The organism is Variovorax saccharolyticus, from assembly GCF_030316765.1.
Taxonomy (GTDB): domain Bacteria; phylum Pseudomonadota; class Gammaproteobacteria; order Burkholderiales; family Burkholderiaceae_C; genus Variovorax; species Variovorax saccharolyticus.
Genome location: NZ_JASZYT010000004.1, coordinates 289,893 through 310,929, shown reverse-complemented (window position 1 = coordinate 310,929; position 21,037 = coordinate 289,893). Strand labels below are relative to the sequence as shown.

At 66.6% G+C, this 21,037-nt stretch carries 24 protein-coding genes and 1 pseudogene; 9 read left to right on the top strand and 16 right to left on the bottom strand.

Annotation, left to right across the window (positions count from 1 at the left end; genetic code table 11):
* Window positions 1-188: 188 nt before the first annotated feature.
* From QTI45_RS35355 to QTI45_RS15285, 10 genes and pseudogenes are all read right to left on the bottom strand, one after another.
* Window positions 189-290: pseudogene (locus tag QTI45_RS35355) on the bottom strand (thioredoxin domain-containing protein); the annotation flags it as partial.
* A 246-nt stretch (window positions 291-536) separates the two neighbouring features.
* On the bottom strand, window positions 537-1,511 hold the full coding sequence (locus QTI45_RS15325) for a Bug family tripartite tricarboxylate transporter substrate binding protein (protein ID WP_286654976.1): 975 nt from the start codon (window positions 1,509-1,511) through the stop codon (window positions 537-539).
* A 41-nt stretch (window positions 1,512-1,552) separates the two neighbouring features.
* Window positions 1,553-2,248, bottom strand: a complete 696-nt coding sequence (locus QTI45_RS15320) for a fumarylacetoacetate hydrolase family protein (protein ID WP_286654975.1) — start codon at window positions 2,246-2,248, stop codon at window positions 1,553-1,555.
* 63 nt (window positions 2,249-2,311) lie between these two features.
* On the bottom strand, window positions 2,312-3,307 hold the full coding sequence (locus tag QTI45_RS15315; protein WP_286374102.1) for a Bug family tripartite tricarboxylate transporter substrate binding protein: 996 nt from the start codon (window positions 3,305-3,307) through the stop codon (window positions 2,312-2,314).
* Window positions 3,308-3,411: 104 nt separating this feature from the next.
* Window positions 3,412-3,714, bottom strand: a complete 303-nt coding sequence (locus QTI45_RS15310; RefSeq protein ID WP_286374103.1) for a DUF1330 domain-containing protein — start codon at window positions 3,712-3,714, stop codon at window positions 3,412-3,414.
* Window positions 3,715-3,730: 16 nt separating this feature from the next.
* Window positions 3,731-4,711: a quinone oxidoreductase family protein gene (locus QTI45_RS15305; protein WP_286654974.1), complete on the bottom strand. Its 981-nt coding sequence runs from the start codon at window positions 4,709-4,711 to the stop codon at window positions 3,731-3,733.
* Between the two features lie 26 nt (window positions 4,712-4,737).
* Complete coding sequence (locus QTI45_RS15300; protein ID WP_286654973.1) at window positions 4,738-5,277, bottom strand: VOC family protein; 540 nt, start codon at window positions 5,275-5,277, stop codon at window positions 4,738-4,740.
* Between the two features lie 39 nt (window positions 5,278-5,316).
* On the bottom strand, window positions 5,317-5,724 hold the full coding sequence (locus QTI45_RS15295) for a cupin domain-containing protein (protein WP_286654972.1): 408 nt from the start codon (window positions 5,722-5,724) through the stop codon (window positions 5,317-5,319).
* Window positions 5,725-5,741: 17 nt separating this feature from the next.
* Entirely contained in the window at window positions 5,742-7,115 is a 1,374-nt protein-coding gene (locus tag QTI45_RS15290; RefSeq protein ID WP_286654971.1) for an NAD-dependent succinate-semialdehyde dehydrogenase, read from the bottom strand.
* The gene (locus tag QTI45_RS15285; protein WP_286654970.1) at window positions 7,112-8,182 is read right to left on the bottom strand and encodes an Ldh family oxidoreductase; all 1,071 of its coding nucleotides are present in this window, start codon (window positions 8,180-8,182) and stop codon (window positions 7,112-7,114) included. Before QTI45_RS15285 ends, QTI45_RS15290 begins: the two co-directional genes overlap by 4 nt.
* A 121-nt stretch (window positions 8,183-8,303) precedes the next feature.
* Here QTI45_RS15285 and QTI45_RS15280 point away from each other — a divergent pair, with 121 nt between their 5' ends.
* Entirely contained in the window at window positions 8,304-9,242 is a 939-nt protein-coding gene (locus tag QTI45_RS15280) for a LysR family transcriptional regulator (RefSeq protein ID WP_286654969.1), read from the top strand.
* On the opposite strand, the gene QTI45_RS15275 is transcribed toward QTI45_RS15280, so the two are convergent.
* Both QTI45_RS15275 and QTI45_RS15270 read right to left on the bottom strand, forming a co-directional pair.
* Window positions 9,239-9,703 (bottom strand): hypothetical protein, encoded by a 465-nt coding sequence (locus tag QTI45_RS15275; RefSeq protein WP_286654968.1) that lies wholly within the window; start codon window positions 9,701-9,703, stop codon window positions 9,239-9,241. The genes QTI45_RS15280 and QTI45_RS15275 overlap by 4 nt on opposite strands.
* An 89-nt stretch (window positions 9,704-9,792) precedes the next feature.
* Window positions 9,793-10,695 carry a LysR family transcriptional regulator gene (locus QTI45_RS15270; RefSeq protein ID WP_286654967.1) on the bottom strand — a complete coding sequence of 301 codons (903 nt, stop codon included), beginning with the start codon at window positions 10,693-10,695 and terminating at the stop codon, window positions 9,793-9,795.
* A gap of 2 nt (window positions 10,696-10,697) precedes the next feature.
* Between QTI45_RS15270 and QTI45_RS15265 the strand changes: the two genes are divergently transcribed.
* The 4 genes from QTI45_RS15265 to QTI45_RS15250 all read left to right on the top strand — a co-directional run bounded on the left by QTI45_RS15265 (window position 10,698) and on the right by QTI45_RS15250 (window position 16,056).
* Window positions 10,698-11,945 (top strand): Acg family FMN-binding oxidoreductase, encoded by a 1,248-nt coding sequence (locus QTI45_RS15265; protein ID WP_286654966.1) that lies wholly within the window; start codon window positions 10,698-10,700, stop codon window positions 11,943-11,945.
* Window positions 11,946-12,025: 80 nt separating this feature from the next.
* Complete coding sequence (locus tag QTI45_RS15260) at window positions 12,026-13,207, top strand: alpha/beta hydrolase family protein (protein WP_286654965.1); 1,182 nt, start codon at window positions 12,026-12,028, stop codon at window positions 13,205-13,207.
* On the top strand, window positions 13,204-14,193 hold the full coding sequence (locus QTI45_RS15255; RefSeq protein WP_286654964.1) for a hypothetical protein: 990 nt from the start codon (window positions 13,204-13,206) through the stop codon (window positions 14,191-14,193). The genes QTI45_RS15260 and QTI45_RS15255 overlap by 4 nt, the downstream gene beginning before the upstream one ends.
* 306 nt (window positions 14,194-14,499) lie before the next feature.
* Complete coding sequence (locus tag QTI45_RS15250) at window positions 14,500-16,056, top strand: AMP-binding protein (protein WP_286654963.1); 1,557 nt, start codon at window positions 14,500-14,502, stop codon at window positions 16,054-16,056.
* Here the strand turns inward: QTI45_RS15250 and QTI45_RS15245 are convergent.
* Window positions 15,998-16,396: a hypothetical protein gene (locus QTI45_RS15245; RefSeq protein ID WP_286654962.1), complete on the bottom strand. Its 399-nt coding sequence runs from the start codon at window positions 16,394-16,396 to the stop codon at window positions 15,998-16,000. The two genes, QTI45_RS15250 and QTI45_RS15245, sit on opposite strands and share 59 nt — an antisense overlap.
* Window positions 16,397-16,499: 103 nt before the next feature.
* Here QTI45_RS15245 and QTI45_RS15240 point away from each other — a divergent pair, with 103 nt between their 5' ends.
* From QTI45_RS15240 to QTI45_RS15230, 3 genes are all read left to right on the top strand, one after another.
* Window positions 16,500-17,033, top strand: coding sequence for a TetR/AcrR family transcriptional regulator (locus QTI45_RS15240; RefSeq protein WP_286654961.1), 534 nt, complete (start codon window positions 16,500-16,502; stop codon window positions 17,031-17,033).
* Window positions 17,034-17,366: an SMR family transporter gene (locus tag QTI45_RS15235; protein ID WP_286654960.1), complete on the top strand. Its 333-nt coding sequence runs from the start codon at window positions 17,034-17,036 to the stop codon at window positions 17,364-17,366. It begins immediately after the preceding gene.
* Between the two features lie 114 nt (window positions 17,367-17,480).
* Complete coding sequence (locus QTI45_RS15230; protein ID WP_286370714.1) at window positions 17,481-17,780, top strand: hypothetical protein; 300 nt, start codon at window positions 17,481-17,483, stop codon at window positions 17,778-17,780.
* A gap of 1 nt (window position 17,781) precedes the next feature.
* Here QTI45_RS15230 and QTI45_RS15225 read toward each other — a convergent pair whose 3' ends face one another.
* Window positions 17,782-18,615, bottom strand: coding sequence for a LysR family transcriptional regulator (locus QTI45_RS15225; RefSeq protein WP_286655135.1), 834 nt, complete (start codon window positions 18,613-18,615; stop codon window positions 17,782-17,784).
* Between QTI45_RS15225 and QTI45_RS15220 the strand changes: the two genes are divergently transcribed.
* Window positions 18,568-19,032, top strand: coding sequence for a hypothetical protein (locus QTI45_RS15220; protein WP_286655143.1), 465 nt, complete (start codon window positions 18,568-18,570; stop codon window positions 19,030-19,032). The genes QTI45_RS15225 and QTI45_RS15220 overlap by 48 nt on opposite strands.
* On the opposite strand, the gene QTI45_RS15215 is transcribed toward QTI45_RS15220, so the two are convergent.
* Together QTI45_RS15215 and QTI45_RS15210 are read right to left on the bottom strand one after the other, a co-directional pair.
* A complete protein-coding gene (locus QTI45_RS15215; protein ID WP_286370716.1) occupies window positions 19,029-19,994 on the bottom strand; it encodes a LysR family transcriptional regulator in 966 nt (321 codons plus the stop codon). The genes QTI45_RS15220 and QTI45_RS15215 overlap by 4 nt on opposite strands.
* On the bottom strand, window positions 19,995-21,005 hold the full coding sequence (locus QTI45_RS15210; protein ID WP_286654959.1) for a 2-dehydropantoate 2-reductase: 1,011 nt from the start codon (window positions 21,003-21,005) through the stop codon (window positions 19,995-19,997).
* Between the last annotated feature and the right edge of the window lie 32 nt (window positions 21,006-21,037).

The following is a 21,037-nucleotide window of genomic DNA, read 5'->3' as shown; positions in this document are numbered from 1 at the left end:
CAGGCCGCGAACGATGGGATGCAGCGTGCCGCCGCATAGCGAGAGGCCCGCTTGCCGCCGCCCCGCCGTGAGCGGCGAAGCATCGCGGGGAAAGAGCCCGGCTTGCGGCCGAAGCTCGGCGACATGGTCTGGATCGCCGCGTTCTCGGTCAGCACCACGCCATCGATGACGAGGGTCGGAACCTTGTCGAGCGGCGAGACCGCCACGTAGGCATCGCCAGTCTGCTCGCTCGACTGCAGGTCGACCAGCCGGAGTTCGTAGGGCAGCCCCGCATGCTCCAGCGCGAACACGCACACCTGCGAACAGGCACCGGGAAAATGATGCAGAACCAGATGCGGCGCCGATCGCGCGTGCCGTTCATGCTGAGCCTGCCGACGCGCGTCCCGCGCGGGTGCGCCGCAACATTTCACGGCGTCCTCACGACCAGCGGGCGCAGAGCCGTGGAACAGGAGACTGTGCGACCTTACGACTTCGCACCTGACCCATGATCATCCCAGTGCTTTGATGTCGGAAGGGTTCGTCCCGAACTCTCGCGACTAGTCGGCCTTGATGTTGTTGTCCTGGATCACCTTGCGATACAGCGCGTACTGGTCCTTCAGCGCGCTGCCGAATTCCGAGGGCGTGCTGCCGCGGATCGTGATGCCCAGCCCGACGAGCTGCCTGCGCGTCTCTGCGTCGTCGAGCGACCTGCGCATCGAACTGTAGAGCCGATCGATGATGGGCGCGGGAGTGCCCTTGGGCGCGACCAGTGCGAGCCAGGAATTGAAGAAGAAGTCCGACAAGCCCGATTCACTCACCGTGGGAACGTTGGGGTATTGCGGCAGCCGCTGCGGAGTCGATACCGCCAGCAGCCGCAGCTTGCCAGCCGCAATCAGCGAAGTGACCGTACCGAGCCCCTGGAACGCAGCATCCACTTCGCCCGCGGCTGTGGCCACTGCGGCAGGCGTCGCGCCCTTGTAGGGCACATGGGTCAGGTTGATTCCGGTGCGCTGCGCGAAGATCGCCATGGCCAGGTGCTGCGGGCTGCCGCTGCCGCCCGAGCCGTAGTTGAGCTTGCCTGGGTTCGCCTTGGCGTCCTTGATGAAGTCCGCCACCGTCTGGTAGGGCGAGTCTGGCTTGACCACCAGGCCCCATTCAATGGTGCCCACCAGCGAAATCGGCGCGAAGTCGGTCAATGGGTCCCAGTTGGCCTTGTAGATGTTGGGCACCATGGTGAGCACGCTGTCATTGAAGCCCCCCACCGTGTACCCGTCGGGCGCGGCCTTGGCCACGCGCTCCGCGCCGATCAGGCCGGCCGAGCCGGGAATGTTCTCCAGCACGAAGCTCTGGCCCAGGTCGGTGCCCATGCGCTGCAGAAGCACGCGCGCGCCGTTGTCGACCGCGCTGCCGGCGGCGAGCGGGATGATGGTGCGAATGGGCTTGTTCGGGTAGTCGCCCTGCGCGACCGCGGACAGTGCGGCGCCGGCCATGCAGGCCAGGGTCAGCAGACGGGTGAGGAAGCGAGCATTCAACGGCTTATCTCCATCAAGACTCTGTGACAGCAAGCCGTGGGTCAGACGACCTGGACCCGCAAGGTCGGCAACTTCCCGACAGCACCGACCATCAGGTCTCCCGCGACAACGGCGCCCACGCCTTCGGGTGTGCCGGTGAAGATCAGGTCGCCTGGCGCCAGGTCCCATGCTGCGGACAAGTGCTCTATGGTCTCGGCCACGTTCCAGATCAACTTGCCGACATCACTGCGTTGGCGGTCCGCGCCATTGACCTGCAACCAGATCTCGTCGCGAAGCACGTCGCCGGCCTGCACCGCCGGCACGACCGGACCGATCGGCGCCGAGTGCTCGAAGGCCTTGCCAATGCACCAGGGTCGGCCCTGCTTCTTCATGTCGTTCTGCAGATCGCGGCGCGTCATGTCGAGACCGACGGCGTAGCCCCACACGTGCTTCATCGCGTCCGCGGCCTTGATGCCGCGGCCGCCGGAGCCGATGGCCACGACGAGCTCGATCTCGTGATGCAAGTTCTTCGTCAGCGTGGGAAACGGCATCCGGCCGGTCTCGCCCTCCGGCACGGCGAGCAACGCGTCTGCGGGCTTGAGAAAGAAGAACGGCGGCTCACGCCCGGTGAATCCCATCTCCTTGGCGTGATCCTCGTAGTTGCGGCCGACGCAGTAGACGCGATGCACAGAGAAGCGCTGCGAGCTGCCGACGATCGGAAGCGTTGGAGCGGGGACCGGGGTGAACGGGTAGTCCATGGGGCGTGGGAAACGATGAGTTGTGTTGAGGATTCAGTCCGTCGCACGGCGCGCGCCGAGGTTTCAAGCGGCGATCTTCAGCCCTCGCACGACGTTGCCGAAGAACTCATAGTCCTTCGCCATCGAGACGTTGAGCGCTTCGGAACTGGTGCCGGTGCCGACGGCGCCGAACTCGGCCAGTCGCTTGACGATGTCAGGGTCCTGCGCGATCTTGACCAACTGCTTGTTGAGCGCAGTGACGATCTGGTCAGGGGTTCCTCGCCGGGCGAAGAATCCATGCCATGTACTTCCGATGACTCCGTCTTCGTCCAGCCCAGGCTTGTAGTCGTTGACGGTCGCCACGGACGGAAGCGGATCGATACGGCGCCCCCCGGTGACCGCGATCGCCTTGACCCCACCGGATTGCACGCGGGGGACTGCGGTTCCGGCGCCCTCGAGGAAGAGGCTGACGGTGCCCGCCATGACGTCGACCGCGGGATTGCCGGTGTAGGGGATGTGATTGATCTGGATGTCCAGTTGGCGCGCCCAGTACTCGACGGCCACGTGAGGATGCGAGCCGACACCCAGGGATGCGTAGTCCAGCTTTCCCGGGTTCTTGCGGGCGTATTCCACCAACTCGCTCATGTTCGAGAAGGGTGCGTTGGGGGTCGCGATGAGGACGTGTGGCTGCGTGAGGATCTGGGAGACCGCAGTGAAATCCTTGACCGGATCGAGCCTGGTCTTCGGATAGACATGCGGCGTGATGCCCATGATGGACCGTACCGAATAGAACAGGGTGTACCCGTCCGCTGGGCGCTGCATCGTCGCATCCCACCCGACCGAACCTCCGGCGCCCGGACGGTTGTCGATGACGAAGGGTTGTCCCAGGTCCTTTGCGAGCTTGTCGGAGAAGATCCTGGCGACGACGTCGACGTTGGCCCCCGGCGGAAAAGGCATGACCACTCTGACGGCCCGGTTGGGGTAGACGTCCGAGGCAAGAACACCCCGGGAGGCCGCCATCGCGGACATGCACATCCCCACGATGAAGGGCCTGCGTCGCACCAGCTTGCTCGATTCCATTGAATGTCTCCTTTGTTGGTTGGCATGGCGGGCGCCATGCCTCGCCGCCATTGATGGCTCTATGTCGGAATACTCAAAGCTCTCCCTGTGCCTGCGTTCATCGCTCAGAGGGTCGCGTCACCTCCTTCGACGACGACGATCTCGACGATGCCCGCGCCGCCGCGGCGCGCACGGGCCGCGTCCGCATAGTCGGCGGACTCGAAGCAAGCCACGCCGGCCTCCAGGCTCGGGAACTCGATGACCACGAAGCGATGGAAGTCGGCGGGACCCTCCATGATCTGGAAGCGCCCGCCCCGCGCGAGAACACGGCCTCCATGCGCGGCGACGATGGCCGGCACGCGGTCGGTGTAGCGCTTGTATTGCGCCGCGTCCTTGACCGCGGCACGTGCAACCCAATAGGCAGGCATCTGCGGTTGTCCCTGGTCAGGGCAGGATCACGCTCGATCCGGTGGTGCGCCCGCTTTCCAGATCGGCATGGGCGCGCGCAATGTCCTTCATCGTGTAGCGCTGGTTCACCGAGACCCGCACGGCGCCGCGCTCGAACATCGCGAACACCGCCGCGGCGGAAGCGCGCAGGTCTTCGGTCGAAGCGGTGTAGGTGACGAGCGTCGGCCGCGTGAAGTAGAGCGAACCCATCTTCTGCAGCGTCGATGCCGGCACCGGCGGCGGCGCGCCGGTGGTCGTGCCGAAGCTGACGAAGTAGCCGCGCGGCGCGAGGCTGTTCAGCGACGCATCGAAGCTGTTCTTGCCGACCGAGTCGTAGACCACCGGAACGCCAACGCCGCCCGTGATCTCCTTGACGCGCGCGGGGATGTCTTCGCCGAGCCGGTCGATGCAGAACTCGTAGCCATTGGCCAGTGCCAACGCCACTTTCTCGGGACCGGCCGCAACGCCGATCATTCTTGCGCCGAGCGCCTTGCCCCATTGGCCGGCGAGCAGCCCGACGCCACCCGCAGCCGCGTGCATCAACACGATCTGGCCGCGCTGGACGGGGTAGCAACGCTGCAGCAGATACTCGACCGTCATGCCCTTGAGCAGCGAGGCCGCGATCGTGGCGTCGTCCATGTGCGCCGGGGCATGCAGCAAGCGGGCGGCCGGGTAGTTGCGGTGCGTCGCGCAAGCGCCCAGCACGGGTCCGCTGGCATAGCAGACCCGGTCTCCCACCTTGAAGCCCGAGACCCCTTCGCCCACCGCCTCGACGATGCCCACCGCCTCGGTACCCAGCCCGCTGGGCATCGGTGCAGGGTACTGGCCCGAGCGCGTGTAGATGTCCTGGAAGTTCAGGCCGATCGCGGTGTGGCGGATTCGCACCTCGCCAGTGGCGGGCGATGGCAGCTCGAGTTCTTCGAGCTTCAGGACTTCGGGGTCGCCGGCGGCGTGGATGCGGACTGCAGTGATCTTCATGAGGCTGTCGTCAGAAAAAAGTGTGATCAGAAAGAGGAAGTCGGCACGGCGGGCTTGTCGCTCATCACGGCGGCGGCGCCTTTTTCGTTCTCGCCGGCATCCGTCCAGGCGGGCACGCGGCCGATGCGCGCCGCCTCCTCCCAGGCGAAGTTCAGCTCCACCTTGATGCCGTTGATGGGTTCGCGCATGAAGAGCTGGTACAGGTTCGAGTTGTGCGCCTTGCGCTCGCTGAACTCGACGCCATTGCGCCCGAGCCGCTCGATGAACTCCTCGATGCCGTCGCAGTTCAAGCACAGATGGTCGATGCGGCCCGAGCCCAGCGCGCCGGCGGCGCCAAAGTCGCGGTCGCCGTCGTTCGGCGCCTTCAGGTAGGTGTCCTGGTGCCCGGAATGGCGGGCCTTGCCGATGTGGATGACGTCCTGCTCGCCGATGTACAGCCAGTAGACCGGGAACCCGAACTCGGGGTGATAGCCGTTGCGAAAGCCGAGGTTGGTCACGAACCAGTCCCGCGTTCCCTCGGGGTCGTGAGTCAGGATGAGCAGATGCTCCAGGAAGCGCAAGCCCATGGTGGGTCTCCTTGTGTGTTTCTTTTTTGGGGGGGCGGATCAGCGTGCGTGCTCTGCCGCGACGGGCCGCGTCTCGCCCGTGTCCGCCAGCGTGCGGGTCGCATGGATCGAGGCGTAGATCCAGAGGATCTTCATGCCCTCGGTCGTTGAACGGTTGCGGAAGCGATGCGGCACGTTGGGCGGTATGAAGGTGGTGTCCATCGGCTCGATCTCGTGAACCTCGCCGGCGATGTCGAGCCAGGCATGGCCTTCGAGCAGCATCACGCTTTCCTCGCAGTTGTGGCTGTGGAACGGGATCGCAGCGCCGGGGCCGAACTCGGTGATGCCGTTGATGAAGGTGGTCGCGCCCACCGACGGCAGCACCAGCGGCGTGGTGCGTGCGCCGCCGCCGCGGTCATGGCTCTGGATCTGGTCGGGCCTCAGCACGGCATGGGTGGCAGTGGTCATGGCGATGAATCCTTGGGTCAGGTGCGAGCCGGGCCGGTCCACACGGTTTTGGCATTGGTGAATTCGTGCAGCCCCAGGCGACCGAGCTCGCGGCCGTAGCCGGAGGCCTTGATGCCGCCAAAGGGCAATCGAGGGTCGGATGCGACGAGGCCATTCACGAACACCGCGCCAGCCTCCACCTGCCGTGCCAGCGAGCGTGCGCGATCGAGATCGCGCGTCCACAGCGCCGCCCCCAGGCCGAAGGGCGTGCCGTTCGCGACGGCGACTGCCTCGCCGGCATCGCGCACCCGCACGATGGCGGCGGCCGGGCCGAAGGTCTCCTCTCGCGCCGCGGTCATCGCCGGCTTCACATGGTCCAGCACCGTGGGCTCGTAGAAGATCCCGCGGCCAGGCACCGGGCGTCCGCCCAGGCAAAGCGTGGCCCCTTCATTCAAGGAGGCCTGCACCTGCGCATGCAGCTCATCGCGCAGATTGGCGCGTGCCATCGCCCCTTGCGTGGTGCCAGCGGCCAGCGGGTCGCCGACGACCAGCCTGCGCGCCTGTTCGCAGAAGGCCTCGACGAAGCGGTCGGCAACGGACTGCTCGACGATGAAGCGCTTGGCAGCGATGCAGCTTTGCCCGGTGTTCTGGAATCGCGCCTTCACGCCGACGGCGGCAGCGGTCTCCAGATCCGCATCCGCCAGCACGATGAAGGGGTCGGAGCCGCCCAGCTCCAGCACTTGCTTCTTCAACGCCTGCCCTGCCGCTGCGGCAATGCTGCGCCCTGCCGGCGTCGACCCGGTGAAGGTGACGGCGGCAATGCGCTCGTCGGCGATCAGCGCCGGCACCTGTGCCGCACCCACCAGCAGCGTGGTGACCAAGCCATCCGGTGCGTCGGCATCCCGGAACACGGCTTCGATCGCCAGCGCGCACTGCGGCACATTGCTCGCATGCTTGAGCACCAGGCCATTGCCCGCGGCCAGCACCGGCGCTGCCGCGCGCATGACCTGCCACAGCGGATAGTTCCAAGGCATCACGGCAAGCACCAGGCCCAGCGGGTCTCGAACGATCCGGCTGTCGCTGGCGCTGCTGGCCACCACCTCATCCGCCAGCATCGCCGGCGCCGCCTCGGCGTAGTAGTCGAAGTTCCAGGCGCACTTCTCGACCTCGCCCACCGCTTCGACCAGCGGCTTGCCCATCTCCAGCGCGATGGTCAGGCCCAGCGACGCCTTCTGGTCCCGCAGCCGCGCCGCCACCCGCCGCAGCAGCGCGAGACGATCCGGCAGCGCGGTCGCGGCCCAGGCGCGCTGCGCGCGGTGCGCAGCCGCGAGGCGCGACTCGATGGCCGATCCTTCGTGCGGCTCGAAACTCGCCAGAGTCTCCTCGGTGGCCGGGTTGAACGAGAAGATCATGTCTGCACCCCGTTGGTTGCCATCGGTTCGACGCCCAACTCGGCCGCCAGGCCCGCGAGTTCGTCGAGCAGCGCGGCCGAGATCGGGATGCCCTCCTGCGCGTGGCGGCGGCGCTTCTCGAAGCTCTGCTCACCGGGCAGCCAGATGCGCTCGACGCCAGGCAGGCGCTCGCTGCCGCGCATGTCGCGCACCAGGCGGTCGACCTGGTGCTTGAAATGAGCTGGATCGCCGAAGGCGCGCAAGTCGATGACCAGGATCGCCTGCCCGGTGTTCGTCACGGTCTGGTGATCGGTGTTGAAGTCGATCACATCGCGCCCCATCGCAGCGCCGCCCAGCGTGCCGGCCAGGAGGCCGACCACCAGTGCCAGGCCGTAGCCCTTGTGATCGCCGATCGGGAGCAGGAAGCCTTCGGAGGCGCGGCGCGGGTCCAGCAGCGGCTGGCCCTGGCGATCGATCATCCAGCCCGGAGGCATCAGTTCGCCGCGCTTGGCCTTTGCCTTGACCTTGCCGTAGGCCGCCACGGTGGTCGCCATGTCCAGCACCACGGGCGGCTCCTCGTCGGCCGGGATGCCGACTGAGATCGGGTTGGTCGACAGCAGCATCTCCATGCCGCCCCAAGGCGGCAAGTGGTTCGCGTTGCCGACAGCGAAATAAAGACCCAGCATGTCGTGCTCGAGCGGCCGGCGTGCGTAGAGCGAGGCCGGGCCTGCGTGGTTGCTCATGCGTGTCCCGACCCAGGCCACACCGGCGCTGCGCGCCTTCTCGATGGCGATGTCCACCGCACGCGAAACCACGAGGTGGCCCATGCCGTTGTCGCCGTCCACCACGGCCATCGCAGCGCGCTCCTGCACGACGCGGATGTCGGGACGTCGGTTGATGCCGCCCGCCCGCAGGCGCTTGCTGTACTGCGGCAGGCGGATCACGCCGTGGCCGTCGCTTCCCTGAAGGTCCGCTTCGGCCATCAGTGCCGCGACGCGTGCGGCGTCTGCGGCGGGCAGGTCATGCGCAAGGAACGCGGCTTCGATGAAGCGGCGCAGGTCTTCGAAGTGAACGCGATGGTGTTTCATTCGTGGAGGAGTCTCATTCCGGCCCGCAGATTAGGGGGGGAGCGCTCAGCCGTCCAATACCGAATTTTCTCCGTGCCATATCATCTTGATATTGATCCACGGGTTTGCCCCAAGACTCGCCATGCACCTTCGCACCCTGCGCTACTTCGTGACGGTGGCCGATGCCGGCAGCCTGACCGCCGCGGCCGCTGCCATACCGATTGCACAACCCGCCCTCACGCGGCAGATGCGCGACCTGGAGACCGAACTTGGCGTGCAACTGCTGCATCGCCTGCCGCGCGGCGTTCGCCTGACGCAAGCCGGCGTCAGCGTCTACGAAAGCGCCCAGCGCATGCTGGGCGAGGCTGCGCAGCTGACGCAGAAGCTCGCGCGCGGACAGTCCGTGCAGAAGACCACCGTCGTGCTCGGCGCTTCGCCGACGCTCGCGCGCCTGCTGCTGCCCGGCCTGTTCGAAAGCTGCATGGCAACGCTGGCGGACACGGTGACGCTGCGGTCACGCGAAGCCTTCACGCCCGCGCTGCTCGACTGGCTGGAGCGGGGCATCGTCGACATGGCGATCGTGACAAATCCGGAGCTGGGCCGGCCCTTGTCGCTTCAACCCTTGCTGACCGAACCCTTCGCCGTCGTCTCGCATGAGAGCATGCGTGTGAATCCCTTGCTGCAGCCCGCGCAGCTGTCGCGCATCCCGCTGCTGATGACCAGCCTTCACCGCGGCATCGTCGAGCGCCAGCTGATGTCGGTCGGCAAGTCGCTCAATGTGCATGCCGAGATCGATTCGGTCGATTCCATTCGCGAGCTGGTGCTGCGTGGCAAGTGGGCGACCATCATGCCGATCTCGGTGTTCAAGGAGAGCGGACAGCCGTCGCCGCGCATCGTCATGTCGGAAGTCTCGGGCGTGCAGCTGCACCGGCAGCTCGTGCTTGCGAGCCGTCTGGACAGTCATCGCAACGCGGCCTTGGCCACGATGCAGGACCTGATCGACGCGGAGTTCGCACGCCTGTCGCGCGCAGGATTCTTCAGCTTCGGCGCGAGTCCGTCGCCGGGCGGGTCGACCGACTAGTTCGCGCCCTTCGAACACTTCACTTTCATCTCCGAGCAGAACAAGAGAATGCGTTCGAGGATGAGCGACGAGACGTTCTGGTCGCCCGTGTGGGCAGACGTGATCAGGATCTGAGAAAGTTTGTCCGATAGCGCGTTGACCTGCAGCCCCGCGATCTGAACGTTGTTCGTGAACTGGATGACGCGCCCTTGCTGGTCTTGGCCAGTGATCCGCAACTGAGGCTGGGCGCTGAGGTTGCGCAGTGCGACGGCGTAGACTTTCTCTGCAGGGACTTCAACCACCACGGCGGCGGTGTCGTACGCAACGCCGCCGTTGCCTTGCTGCTGCGACATCTGCTCCACGCGACCGATCACGTGCCGGGCGATGAAAGCGATTTGCGCTTGGACATGGGTGGTCCATGCCAAGGCAGCGATCATTGCGATCCCAAGAACAGGCCTTGCCCAATTCATCTGGAACTCCATTCGAGTCTGGTGACTGGCGACACTGCAGCGCTCGATTGTGTCAACTGTCATCCGCCCTGTCCATACGCGTGCATGCGCCTGATCCGCGCTCACGAACCCTCCGCAGACAAGGCCGCAGGCACCTGCTCGGCCAGGAAGTCGTACACCGCCCGAATGCGTGGACTGGTCCGGATCTCGCGGTGCACGGTCAGCCAGATGGGGAAACTCGGCAGCTTCAGCGTCGGCAGCAGCGGCTGCACCTTGGGGTCGGTGCGCATCACGTACTCGTTGATGAAGCCCACGCCCAGGCCCGCGCGCACAGCGGCCCATTGCGCCATCAGGTCGTCGCTGCGCAGGCCGAAGCGCAGCGAGTCCGACGCGATGCCCATCGCCGCGGCGTGGCGACGCAGGTCGTTTTCCTGGTCGCCACCCACCAACAGGTGTGCGCGGAGGTCGTCCGGCCGCAGCGGCTTGCCGTTGCGTCGCAGATAGTCGCGGTGCGCGCAGGCTCGAAGGGTCACCAGCGCGATGCGCCGCGTGATCAGCGAGGCCTGCCGGGGAGCCACCATGCGCAAGGCGATGTCGGCCTCGCGCCGCAGCAGGTTGCTCACCGCGTTGCTGACGACCAGCTCCACCGTCACCTCGGGCAGTGCCTCGCGCATGCGCGCCAGCAGCGGCGGCAGCAGCACACAGGCCACCGGCTGGCTGGCGCTGAGGCGCACGGTGCCGTGGGCGCCTTCCTCGGCCCCTTGGGCGAGCCGCAACAGCCTGCTGGCGCTGCCCTCCATCGCGCGTGCCGTGTCGACCAGCCGCAACGCCTGTTCGGTCGGCACCAGGCCGCGGCCGGTGCGCTCGAACAGCACCACGGCGAGCTGGCGCTCCAGCTCCGCGATGTGGCGTCCCAGCGTGGGCTGGCTGGCGCCGATGGCGCGCGCGGCGGCCAGCAGGCTGCCGTGGTCGATGGCTGCCAGGAACGATCGCACCAGCGCCCAATCGAAACTTGAGATATTCATAGATGCATATCTGCTGTCAACATTTATGCAATTGTGCTGCTGCGGAACCGCTTCCACAATGCAGACCTTCACTACAGGAGCGCTTCATGCAGACCGATCGGCGCAACGCCTTGCGGGCAATCGGCGGCGGGGTGATCGCGGCGGCCGCCGCCGGCCTGGCCGGCTGCAGCAGCGAGCTGCCGGCGGAAGCGGTGGCCGCCTGGCAAGGGCCGGGCGCCGAAACCGACCTGCGCCGCTGGGTCCTGGCGCACGCGATCCTGGCACCGCATTCGCACAACCTGCAGTCGTGGCTCGTGGACCTGGGTGAACCCGGCGTGATCACGCTCTACATGGACTTGCAGCAGCTTCTGCCCGAAACCGACCCGTTCTCGCGCCAGATGGTCATGAGCCAGGGCACGTTTCTGGAACTGCTGGACCAGGCGGCACGGCAGCGCGGCTACCGCGCCGAGATGCAGCTCTTCCCTCTAGGAGCTTTCGATCGCAAGGGCCCTGATCAACGGCCTACCGCGCGCATCCGACTGGTGGAAGACCCGCGCGTGAGGCCCGATCCGCTGTTCGCCCAGGTGTTCAGGCGCCGCACGAATCGTTCGCCCTACGAGATGCGTGCACCCGGCGCACAGGCGCTGCAGGCCATCCGCGAGGCGATGGAGGGCTTTCCGGTGACGGCCGGGTTCACGGATCCCGCGCAGGCCGCCGCGCTCCAGGTCCAGCGCGAGATTGCCAAGCAGGCGTGGCGCATCGAGCTGAGCACGCCGCGCACGCTGCTGGAGTCGTACAAGGTGCTGCGCGTGGGCCCGAAGGAAATCGCGCAGCATCGTGACGGGCTTTCGCTGAACGACCCGATGGTGCGCTTCTTCACTGCCGTGGGCTTGTTCGATCGCACACGCGCCTCGGCGCCTGACAGTCAGGCCATCCAAGGCCAGATCAAGCGCTTCAACGCGGCGATCGATTCGACGCCGGCGTTCTTCTGGATGGTGACGGCCGACAACGAACGCGTCACGCAGTTGCTCGCGGGCCGCGCCTACGTGCGCGCGCAGCTGGCCGCCACGGCGCACGGCCTGGCGATGCACCCTTTGCAGCAGGCGCTGCAAGAGTATCCGGAGCAAGAGAGGATGCGCGCGCAGATTCACCAGGCGCTGGGCGCGCAGCAGGCGGGCCACACGATCCAGATGTGGGCGCGGCTGGGCCACGGGCCCACCGTGGGCCCTGCCCCGCGCCGCGGCGTGCAAGCCCACCTGCTCCACGCATAGGCCTTCCCTTCGCGCCCCGACTTGCCGGTCGGGCGCAACGCCGGTATCTTCGCGGGCACGCCAACGAAGGAGCGATGCCGATGAAGCTGTATTTCGACGACGAGGGCTTCGACGGCCAATTGCAGCGCACGGTCGGCAAATGCGACTCCGGCATGGCCAACGTCGGCGAGTGCCTGTACATCGCGTCGCGCATCATCAACGGCGACCGCGACAGCTGGTACGCCGGGTGGTCGACATTCGCGGACGGCCTGGCGGCCCAGGCGGCTGCCGCCGAGAAAGCCGGCCACACCACGAGTGCAGCGACCCTGCGGCTGCGGGCGGCCGAGTACTATCGCCAGGCGTTCTTCTGGCATCGGGATGACCTGGACGGCAAAGAGCTGACGGCCGCCTACCGGGCCAGCGTCGACGCCTTCCGCAGCGCCCTTCCCGACCTGCCGCGCCCGGGGCGCCGGGTCGAGGGCGACACGCCGGGCTACCTGTTCGCGCCGTCGGGCAGCGGCCCGTTCCCCACGATCCTGCACATCGGCGGCTATGACAACACAGCCGAGGAGCTGTACGCATCGGTGTACCCGGCCCTCGACCGGGGCTGGGCGTTCGTGGGCCTCGACGGCCCGGGCCAGGGCAGCGTGCTCTACGACCGCCGCGTGCCGCAGCGCCCCGACTGGGAGCATGTCGTGCCCGGCATGGTCGACCTGGTCGCAGGCCTGCCCGAGGTCGACGCCCGCCGGATCGTGCTCGTCGGCCGCTCGTTCGGCGGCCTGCTCGCCCCGCGCGGCGCGGCCGGAGCGCCGCAACTTGCAGCGCTGATCGTCGACCCGGGCCAGTACGACATGGCGGCTGGGGTGGCCGCTCGCCTGGGCGAGCTCTGGCAGCGCGTCGACGACCCCGCCGCCAAGCCGCAATTCGACGCGCTGCTCGATATCCCGGCCCTGCGAACGCTGCTCGGACCACGGATGGTGACCAACGGCGTCACCGACCCGCAGGCCTATTTCCAGGACATGCGCCGCTACACCAGCGCCGGACTGGCGCCTTCGATCCGGTGCCCGAGCTTCGTCACCGACAACGAGACCGACGCCGTTTCGACCGGACAGGGTCGGCGCCTCCATGACGCCATGACCTGCCCGAAGGCATTTCGCAGGTTCACCCGCGCCGAGGGCGCCGAAGGGCATTGCGAGGGCATGGCACCCATCGTGTTCTGGACAGCGGCATTCGACTGGCTGGACACTATCGTGCCCTCAACCCGTCGCGCAGGAAATCCATGAAGCAGTCAGCCGCCGAGCGTCCTGATCCCACGCCCCAGCGAAAGGCGGCCATCGCGCATGGCGCCGCCCTTGCGCACACCGGCAGGGTCCAGGTCGAATCGATCCCGAGCTTCGATCTCGATCGCACCATTTTCAAGACCCTCGAGGGCAAGGCCGCCCGCTTCGTCGTGACCAAGCGGGTGGCCAAGGAGGTCCACTGGGACGCCGCCTCGGCCCAGCTGGTGCAGGCCGAGTACGAGGCTGCCCGTTCCGCGCACCCGCTGCCCGAGGTGAGCGCCGAGTTGCTGCAGTTCCTGGTACGGGAGTGCGACTTCGATGTGGAGCACGCCGACGGCTCCTTCCTCGACCACCTGTACTTCTGCTTCGAATACAGCGTGCAGCACTACCCCGGGCGCTCTCCCCTGGTGATGTTGCTGCATTCGATTCTCGGCACCGGCACGAACACCTTCGCGATGCGCGCCGACAAGATTCCGGCGCTGCGCAAGCTGATAGCCCCCGCGGATTGGGTGCAGATCGAGGCGTTTCCGTCCGTGCTGCGATTGCTGTACGCCGGCTCGCTACGCCAGGACCTTCGCAAGAACCTGCACCGCGCGGATGCCATCGCCTCCATCACGTTTCACCGGGTGATCGACAACGAGCCGATCACGCTGAGCGGCGAGGACTTCTGGGTCGCGCTGAACTACCAGCTCATCCACCTGCTGGACTTCCTCCCGGTGGCGAACTGGTCGGTGTATCAGAACGACCCCTTGTTCATCCTGTTCCGCGACCTGCACGACTTGCTCGGGCAGGCCGGCAAGCGAGAGGCCATCGTGGACTACGCGGCAACGCCACACCCTCGAAAGTTGGAGGGCGAGGTCCAGGGCGTGAGCGCCTGGCTCACCACATTGATACCGGCGAGTGTGGGCGAGCGGATGATGGCCAAGTCGGTCACTCGCTTCTCGGAACGCATCGGGCATTCCCTCGACTACAAGATCGCCTGGGCTTGACTCTCACCAGGTAGCGACTTCGAAACATTTGATACTGGATAAATATACAGCTTTTTGCTATGCTGGCGCCATGGAACGCGACGACTGGATTGCTGTATGCGCCCACCAGCTGCAGCGCCAATGGCGGACGGTGGACCCTGACCAACTGGACGAGGTGGCGGCCGATCTGTGGTGCGACGAGCGACTGCGCGCCATGGCTCCAGCCCGGGCTGCCATCGATTGGCTGAGGCCCCTCGACGCGTCTGTAGACGACTGATGCGCCCCACCATCCAATCGCGACTCTTGCAGCGAGAAAGGTGCGTTTCCATGGCCCCAGCCATTTACTTCGACCGCCTCGACGAGGCCGACAGCGGCTTTCAGCGACGACTCGAGCGTTCGATCCGCGCGCTGCACCAGATGGCCCTCGGACCCGGAAAAGTGATTGCCCTGATGCTCCACAACGAGCCTGTCGTGCTGGAGCTGATGCTCGCGGCCCGGGCAGTTGGCGCGCATTTCTGTCCGATCAACTGGCACTTCAAGGCCGATGAAGTGGGCCATGTCCTGAGAGACAGTGGCGCGAGCGTGCTAATCATTCACGGCGACCTCGTCGATCAGATCGCCGAAGGCATCCCGGGCTCCGTACGGGTTCTGGTGGCGGAGCCGCGCGCACGCACGCGCGAGTCCTTCGCCATCCAGGAGCGGGCCTCGGCGCACCGCGTGGGACAGGAAGCGTGGGAGTCGGTGCGGGACGCGGTCGAAGTTCCGATCGATACGCCCCTCGCCCCGACACCTCCCGGCACCATGATGGCGTACACGTCGGGCACGACCGGCTTGCCAAAGGGCGTTCGGCGCTCCGCGCCTACCCCGGAGCAGGTTCAGAGCCTCGCCGAGGCCAGCCGTGTTGCCCTGGGCATCGCAACCGACATGCGTGCGTTGGTCAGCGCGCCGCTGTACCACTCCGCGCCCGCCAACTACGTGATGCAGGCTGCGCTCAAGGATGCGCACATCTGGATAGAGCCGCGATTCGATGCGCAGACCACGTTGAAGATCATCGAATCCGAAGGGATCACCCACGCCTATCTGGTCCCGACGATGTTCAACCGACTGCTGCGCCTGGACGCCGGCATCCGGAGCCAATACCGTGTCGACTCGCTCCGCTTCGTGGCCTGCACGGGCGCGCCCCTTCCAGCCGGTACGAAGGCCCGGATGATCGATTGGTGGGGCCCGGTCATCCACGAGAGCTACGCTGCCAGCGAACTGGGCTGGATCACGCACATCGACAGCCACGAAGCGCTGCGAAAGCCCGGCTCCGTGGGCAGGGCAATCCCCGGGACAGTGATCAGGATCTACTCCGACGCCGGCGTGGAACTGCCGGTCGGAAAGGTGGGCTTGATTCACGCTCGCAGTTCCGCAGTTCCCGACTTCACCTATGCCAACAACAGCGAAGCCCGACGCCAGGTCGAACGCGATGGTCTTTGGACCCTTCGCGACGTCGGCTACCTCGACGAGGATGGCTACCTCCATGTCGTCGATCGCCAGAGCGACATGGTCATCTCGGGTGGGGTCAACATCTATCCGGCGGAGATCGAGGCGACCCTTGCGACGCTGGCCGGCGTGGCCGACTGCGCGGTGTTCGGTGTTCCGGACGACGAATTCGGCGAGTCGCTCGTCGCCGCCATCCAGCCGGCCGTCGGCGCCGATCTCCAGGCGGGCGACGTGCAGGCGTTCCTGCGGCATCGTCTGGCCAACTACAAGGTTCCGCGCTCGGTGCTGTTCGTCGCCGACCTGCCACGCGAGGACACCGGCAAGATCTTCAAGCGACGACTCAAGGAGCAGTACCTGATGTCTCTCCGGGTCGGCGGCTTCCAGGCGACGGGACCTTGAGCACCTGCGGCTTCGCGTCGCGAAGGGTCCAGGTCAGGCGGTAGCGGGTGTCGTCCAAGGTCAGCGCCAGCTTTCGTTGAGGCGGATAGCTGGTCAGCGTCATCGAACCCACGACCAGGTCGTCCGCGCGGTACCGGGTTCGCAGCCAGATGGGTGCGGTGTCGGCGCTTGAACTCGACAATCCCGCGACAACACCTTGAACGCGCTCGAAGTGATCGGCGTTCGATCGCCGCAGCGACGCCATGGCGCCGGGCGTGTCCAGATCGATGACCGGGCCGGCAAAGGCCGACGCTGCGAGCAGCCAAAGAATGAGCAGCGGGCGGTGATTGGCATTCGGCATCGAAACTCCCGGTGAACCTGCTTCCCTTCGACATTCGGGCGTGCCCCAGGTTCCATGGCGGGCCAATCCATCAACATTACGATCGTAATGTTAGACTCCAGCCATGTTGAAAGGTGTGCATCGGCCCAAGCGGCCCGAACTCGTCAAGGCGCTGCTGCTCGAAGCCGGCGCGGAGCTGCTGGTCAGCGGTGCTCAGGTCTCGATCGGAGCTGTCGCAGATCTGGCCGGCGTCACCAAGGGCGCGGTGCAGCACCACTTCCCGACGCGCGAAGCGCTGGTGCTCGCGCTCTACGAGCATCTGGCCGAGGAGTTCCAGGCCGCGGTCGCCGACGATGGTTCTGGCGCCTCGGCCGCCTGGCGCTATGCGCGCCCGGTGCTCGATCCGCCGAGCGGCGAGGCTTCCGACCACGGCAAGGCCCTGCTGGCCGCCTGTGTCATCGAGCGCGGCGTGACCTCGAGATGGGCCGAGTGGGTGCGCAAGGATCGCGCGCAGGACGGCCAGGACACGAACAAGCTGCTGGCCCGGCTGGCCGCGGATGGCCTGTGGCTTTCGGACGTGCTCGGCGTCTACGACCTGTCGCCGACCGAGCGCGAAGCGCTTGCGCGGTCCATCCACCGACTCGCGGAAGGAGCTTGAATGTCTCCGTATCTGCTGCTGTCGGTCGCCATCGTTGCCGAGGTCGTCGCCACCACCGCGATGAAGTCGTCGGAGGGCTTCACACGGCTGTGGCCGAGCATTGCGGTCGTTGTCGGCTACGCGATCGCGTTCTACTTCCTGTCATTGACGCTCAAGACCATCCCGACCGGCATCGCCTACGCCATCTGGGCCGGCGCAGGCATCGTCCTCATCGCATTGCTGGGGTGGATCGTCCACAGGCAAGCCCTCGACCTGCCAGCCATGCTCGGCATGGGCCTGATCGTCTCGGGCGTGCTGGTCATCCAGGTTTTTTCCAGGAGCAGCGGCCACTGACGGGCCGGCATTCGGGGCCTAGCAAGAGTTTTCCCCAGCAACCACTCCTCGAACTTGGCCCCAACATGGCGGCGTGGGTCCAAGTCATGCCCGGCAAACCCGAGGAGACAAAAAATGAAATCGGAAGAGCAGTACCGGTTCTCGCCCCAATTCCGGAAGACCTGCGATCCCGGGGGCTATGTGCGCACCACCGGCCTGGGCTACACGATGCTCCTGGTCATCGCCGCGATCGTCGCGGCGGCTGCCGCGGCCTCGTACCCCTCGTGGGACGGATCCGGTTTTCCGGTGGCCAGCCTGGTCATCTACGTGGCCGGGATGGTGTTCGTGGCGATGCCGCTCTGTGTCCTGTACGAACTGTCGCTGCAGGCCCATACCGCCAGGCTCCAGGACGCGAGCGCTTCCGCCTTCGACTGATCTACGGGGCCCTGGCCGGGTCCCTGAGCGTCGCCACCTTTCGCAGGACGTCGAGCGCGGGCGCCACGATGTCCGGGTCGGCGCCCGCGGCGTACACCGCGAAGGCCGGATACAGGAACTCGGGCGTGTTCGGCACCCGCCGCAGGAGGCCCGAGTCCAGATGGGTCCGCACCACGTCCAGCCTGAAGTAGCCGGTGCCGCCGGCGGCCAGCAGGTATTCGCGGCCCAGCGGCCCCAGGCCGGCGATCACGGCGGCGTTGGAAAGGTCCGGGTACGCGAGCCCGTGCTGCGTCGCGAACTCGGGGCCCCAGTCCACGTAGACATAGTCGGCCGGCTCGGGCAGCCGGGGGACCTTCTGCGTGGTCACCATGACGAGCTTCTCCTCGATCAGCAATTCCACGCGCAGGCCGGGCCGCTGCTGCGGCGCATAGACGATGGCAATGTCGAGCACGCCCGCCGCGACCTTGTCGAGCAGCAGCTGCGAGACGCCGACCTCGGTCCGGATGGCCAGCGACAGGTCGGCCTCGCGCATGCCCAGCAGCCAACGCAGGAGCAGGGGATCCCAGAGGCTGATTTCACAGCCCACCGCCAGCACCGCCCGGCTGCCCTTGGGCACTGCGACCTGCTGGCAGGCGCGTTGCCAGACTTGCACCAGGCTCGTGGCGTGCGGTAGAAACTGCTCACCGGCCAGAGTCAGGGAGGCGCCACCCTTGTTGCGCACGAACAGCCTCCGGTCCAGAAGTTGCTCCAGGGTACGGACCCGGGCACTCACGGAGGTTTGCGAGACGTGCAGCCTGGACGCGGCGCGCTGGAAACTGCGCGTTTCGGCGATCACCAGAAAGGTTCGAGCCAGGTTGATGTCCACGCCGCTCTCTTTTTGAATGCAGCATTCTTGCAATCAAATGGCAATAAATCTCGTTTTACTTACGAGCAAGCCGGGGCGAAGATAGAGTTTTTTCGAAGCAACTGCAAGAAGGGAGTTCCAGTGTCGGCCTTTGATCATCCAACCAGAGCCCATGCATCAGGCGGCCTCGCCGGTGCATTGAACGCCTTGGCAGTCGAAGCCAGCGTGCTGATTCAGGCCTTGCTGAGTCCTTCTTCGATCATCCAGGAAGTCCAGGAGGTGCGGGCCCTGCAGACCCGGGCGGACGGTATCGAGGCGACGGACCCGGCGCGCGCCGCCGTCCTGCGCTGGCACGCCTCGCGGGTCGGCCTGCTGTCGGTGCAGTCGGGAAACCGGGCCTGGCCCTAGACCTCGAGGCCATCGACCGCCGCCACCCCCAGGGGCGCGAAGGTCTCGAAGGGCACGATCTGCGAGATCAGCGAGGGGCCGTCGCTCATCAGGAAGTCCTTGAAGGCCTGCGCGACCGGCGGCAGCCGCTTGGTTCGCCGGTGCACGACGTACCAGTTGAGCATCAGCGGAAAGTTGCAGACGTCGAGCACGCTCAGGCTGCCGGCCCTGACCTCCTGGCTCACGGTGTGGGCCGACACGAAGCTGATGCCCATGCCCGCGATCACCGCCTGCTTGATGGTCTCGGTGCTGCGGATCTCCATCGCGATGTTGATGTCCGCCTGCTTGCCCGCCAGGCCCTCCTCCATGGAGGTCCGGGTGTCGGAGCCCTTCTCGCGCACGATGAAGGGCTCGCGCATCAGCCGGTCCAGTGAGATGCGCTTCGCGCCCACCAGCGGATGGCCCGGCGCCGCGACGATGACATACGGGTGCGGCGCGAAAGCCTGATGCACCGTGTCCAGATCCGTCGGCGGCCTCACCATGATGGCGAGGTCCGTCAGGTTGTCGGCGATGTGCGTCAGCAGCCCTTCGCGGTTGTGGACCGTGAAGTTCAAGGTGACGCCGGGATGGCGCCCCGCGAACTCCACCAGCAGTCGAGGAAAGAAGTAGTCACCCGCACTGATCACGCCGACGTTGAGCTTGCCTGCGCAGATGCCCCTGAACTGCGTCATCGCATGCTCGGCCGCTTCGAACTGCTGGATGATGGCGCGGCTGATCTGCAGCAGCTCGGCGCCGGCCGGCGTCAGGTAGATCTTCTTGCCGAACTGCTCGAACAGCGCATTCCCCGCGTGCTCCTCGAGCTTGCGCACCTGGATCGAGACCGCCGGCTGCGTCAGATGGAGCGCCTCGGCCGCGCGAGAGAAACTCGAAAGCCGCGCCACCGCCTCGAACACCTTCAGCTGCCGCAGGGTGGCGTGCTTCATTCACGCCAGCTCCCTGAGCTGGACGTGGCCACGCTGGTCCGCCATCGATCGGGCCAGGAGCTTGACCAGCGACAGCACCGTGTCGATGTGCGGCGTCGGGGTTCCGGTGAGCCTGGCCAGTTCGACCACCGCGCCCACCAGCGCGTCGATCTCCGGCGCGCGGCCCGCCTCCACGTCCTGCAGCATGGAGGTCTTGTGCCGGCCCACCTTCTCGGCCCCGGCGATGCGCTTCTCGAGGGACACCCGGAACTCGATGCCCAGCTGGCCGGCCACGGCCTGGGCCTCCTGCATCATCGCTGTCGCGAGCTCCCTGGAAGGCGGGTACTGGCAGATGTCGACCAGCGTGGCATGCGACAGGCTGCTGATCGGGTTGAAGGTCAGGTTGCCCCACAGCTTGAGCCAGATCTCGGCGCGGATGTTGTCCAGAACCGGCGCCTTGAAGCCGGCGCCGACGAGGCAGGCCGACACGCGATGCACGCGTTCGCTCGCAGTCCCGTCGAGTTCGCCGACCGGGAAGCGATCGCCCTCGATGTGCCGCACGACGCCGGGTTCGACCAGCTCCGAAGCCGGATAGACCACGCAGCCGATGATGCGCTCGGCCGGGATGCTGCGGCCGACCAGACCGGTCGGGTCGACGCTGTGCACCGGCGTGCCTTCCAGCCGGCCGCCGTGCTTCTGGAAGTACCAGAACGGGATGCCGTTCTGCATGGTCACCACCAGGGTCTCGGGGCCGAACAGCCGGGGCACCTGCTCGGCCACCGCTTCGACCTGATGCGCCTTCATCGCCAGAATGACGATGTCCTGGGGACCGGCCTGCTCGTAGCTGTCGGTGGCCTTGACGTCGCGCGCTATCTCCTCATCGCCGCCGGCGCCGATGAGCTTGAAGCCCCGCTCGCGGATGGCGTGGAGGTTCGCGCCCCGCACGATGAAGCTGACGTCCTCGCCGGCCAGCGCGAGCTTCGCGCCCACCAGTCCTCCGATGGCGCCCGCGCCGATCACTGCAATCTTCATGTCGATCCCCGGTAGTTGAATTCTGGGCGCTG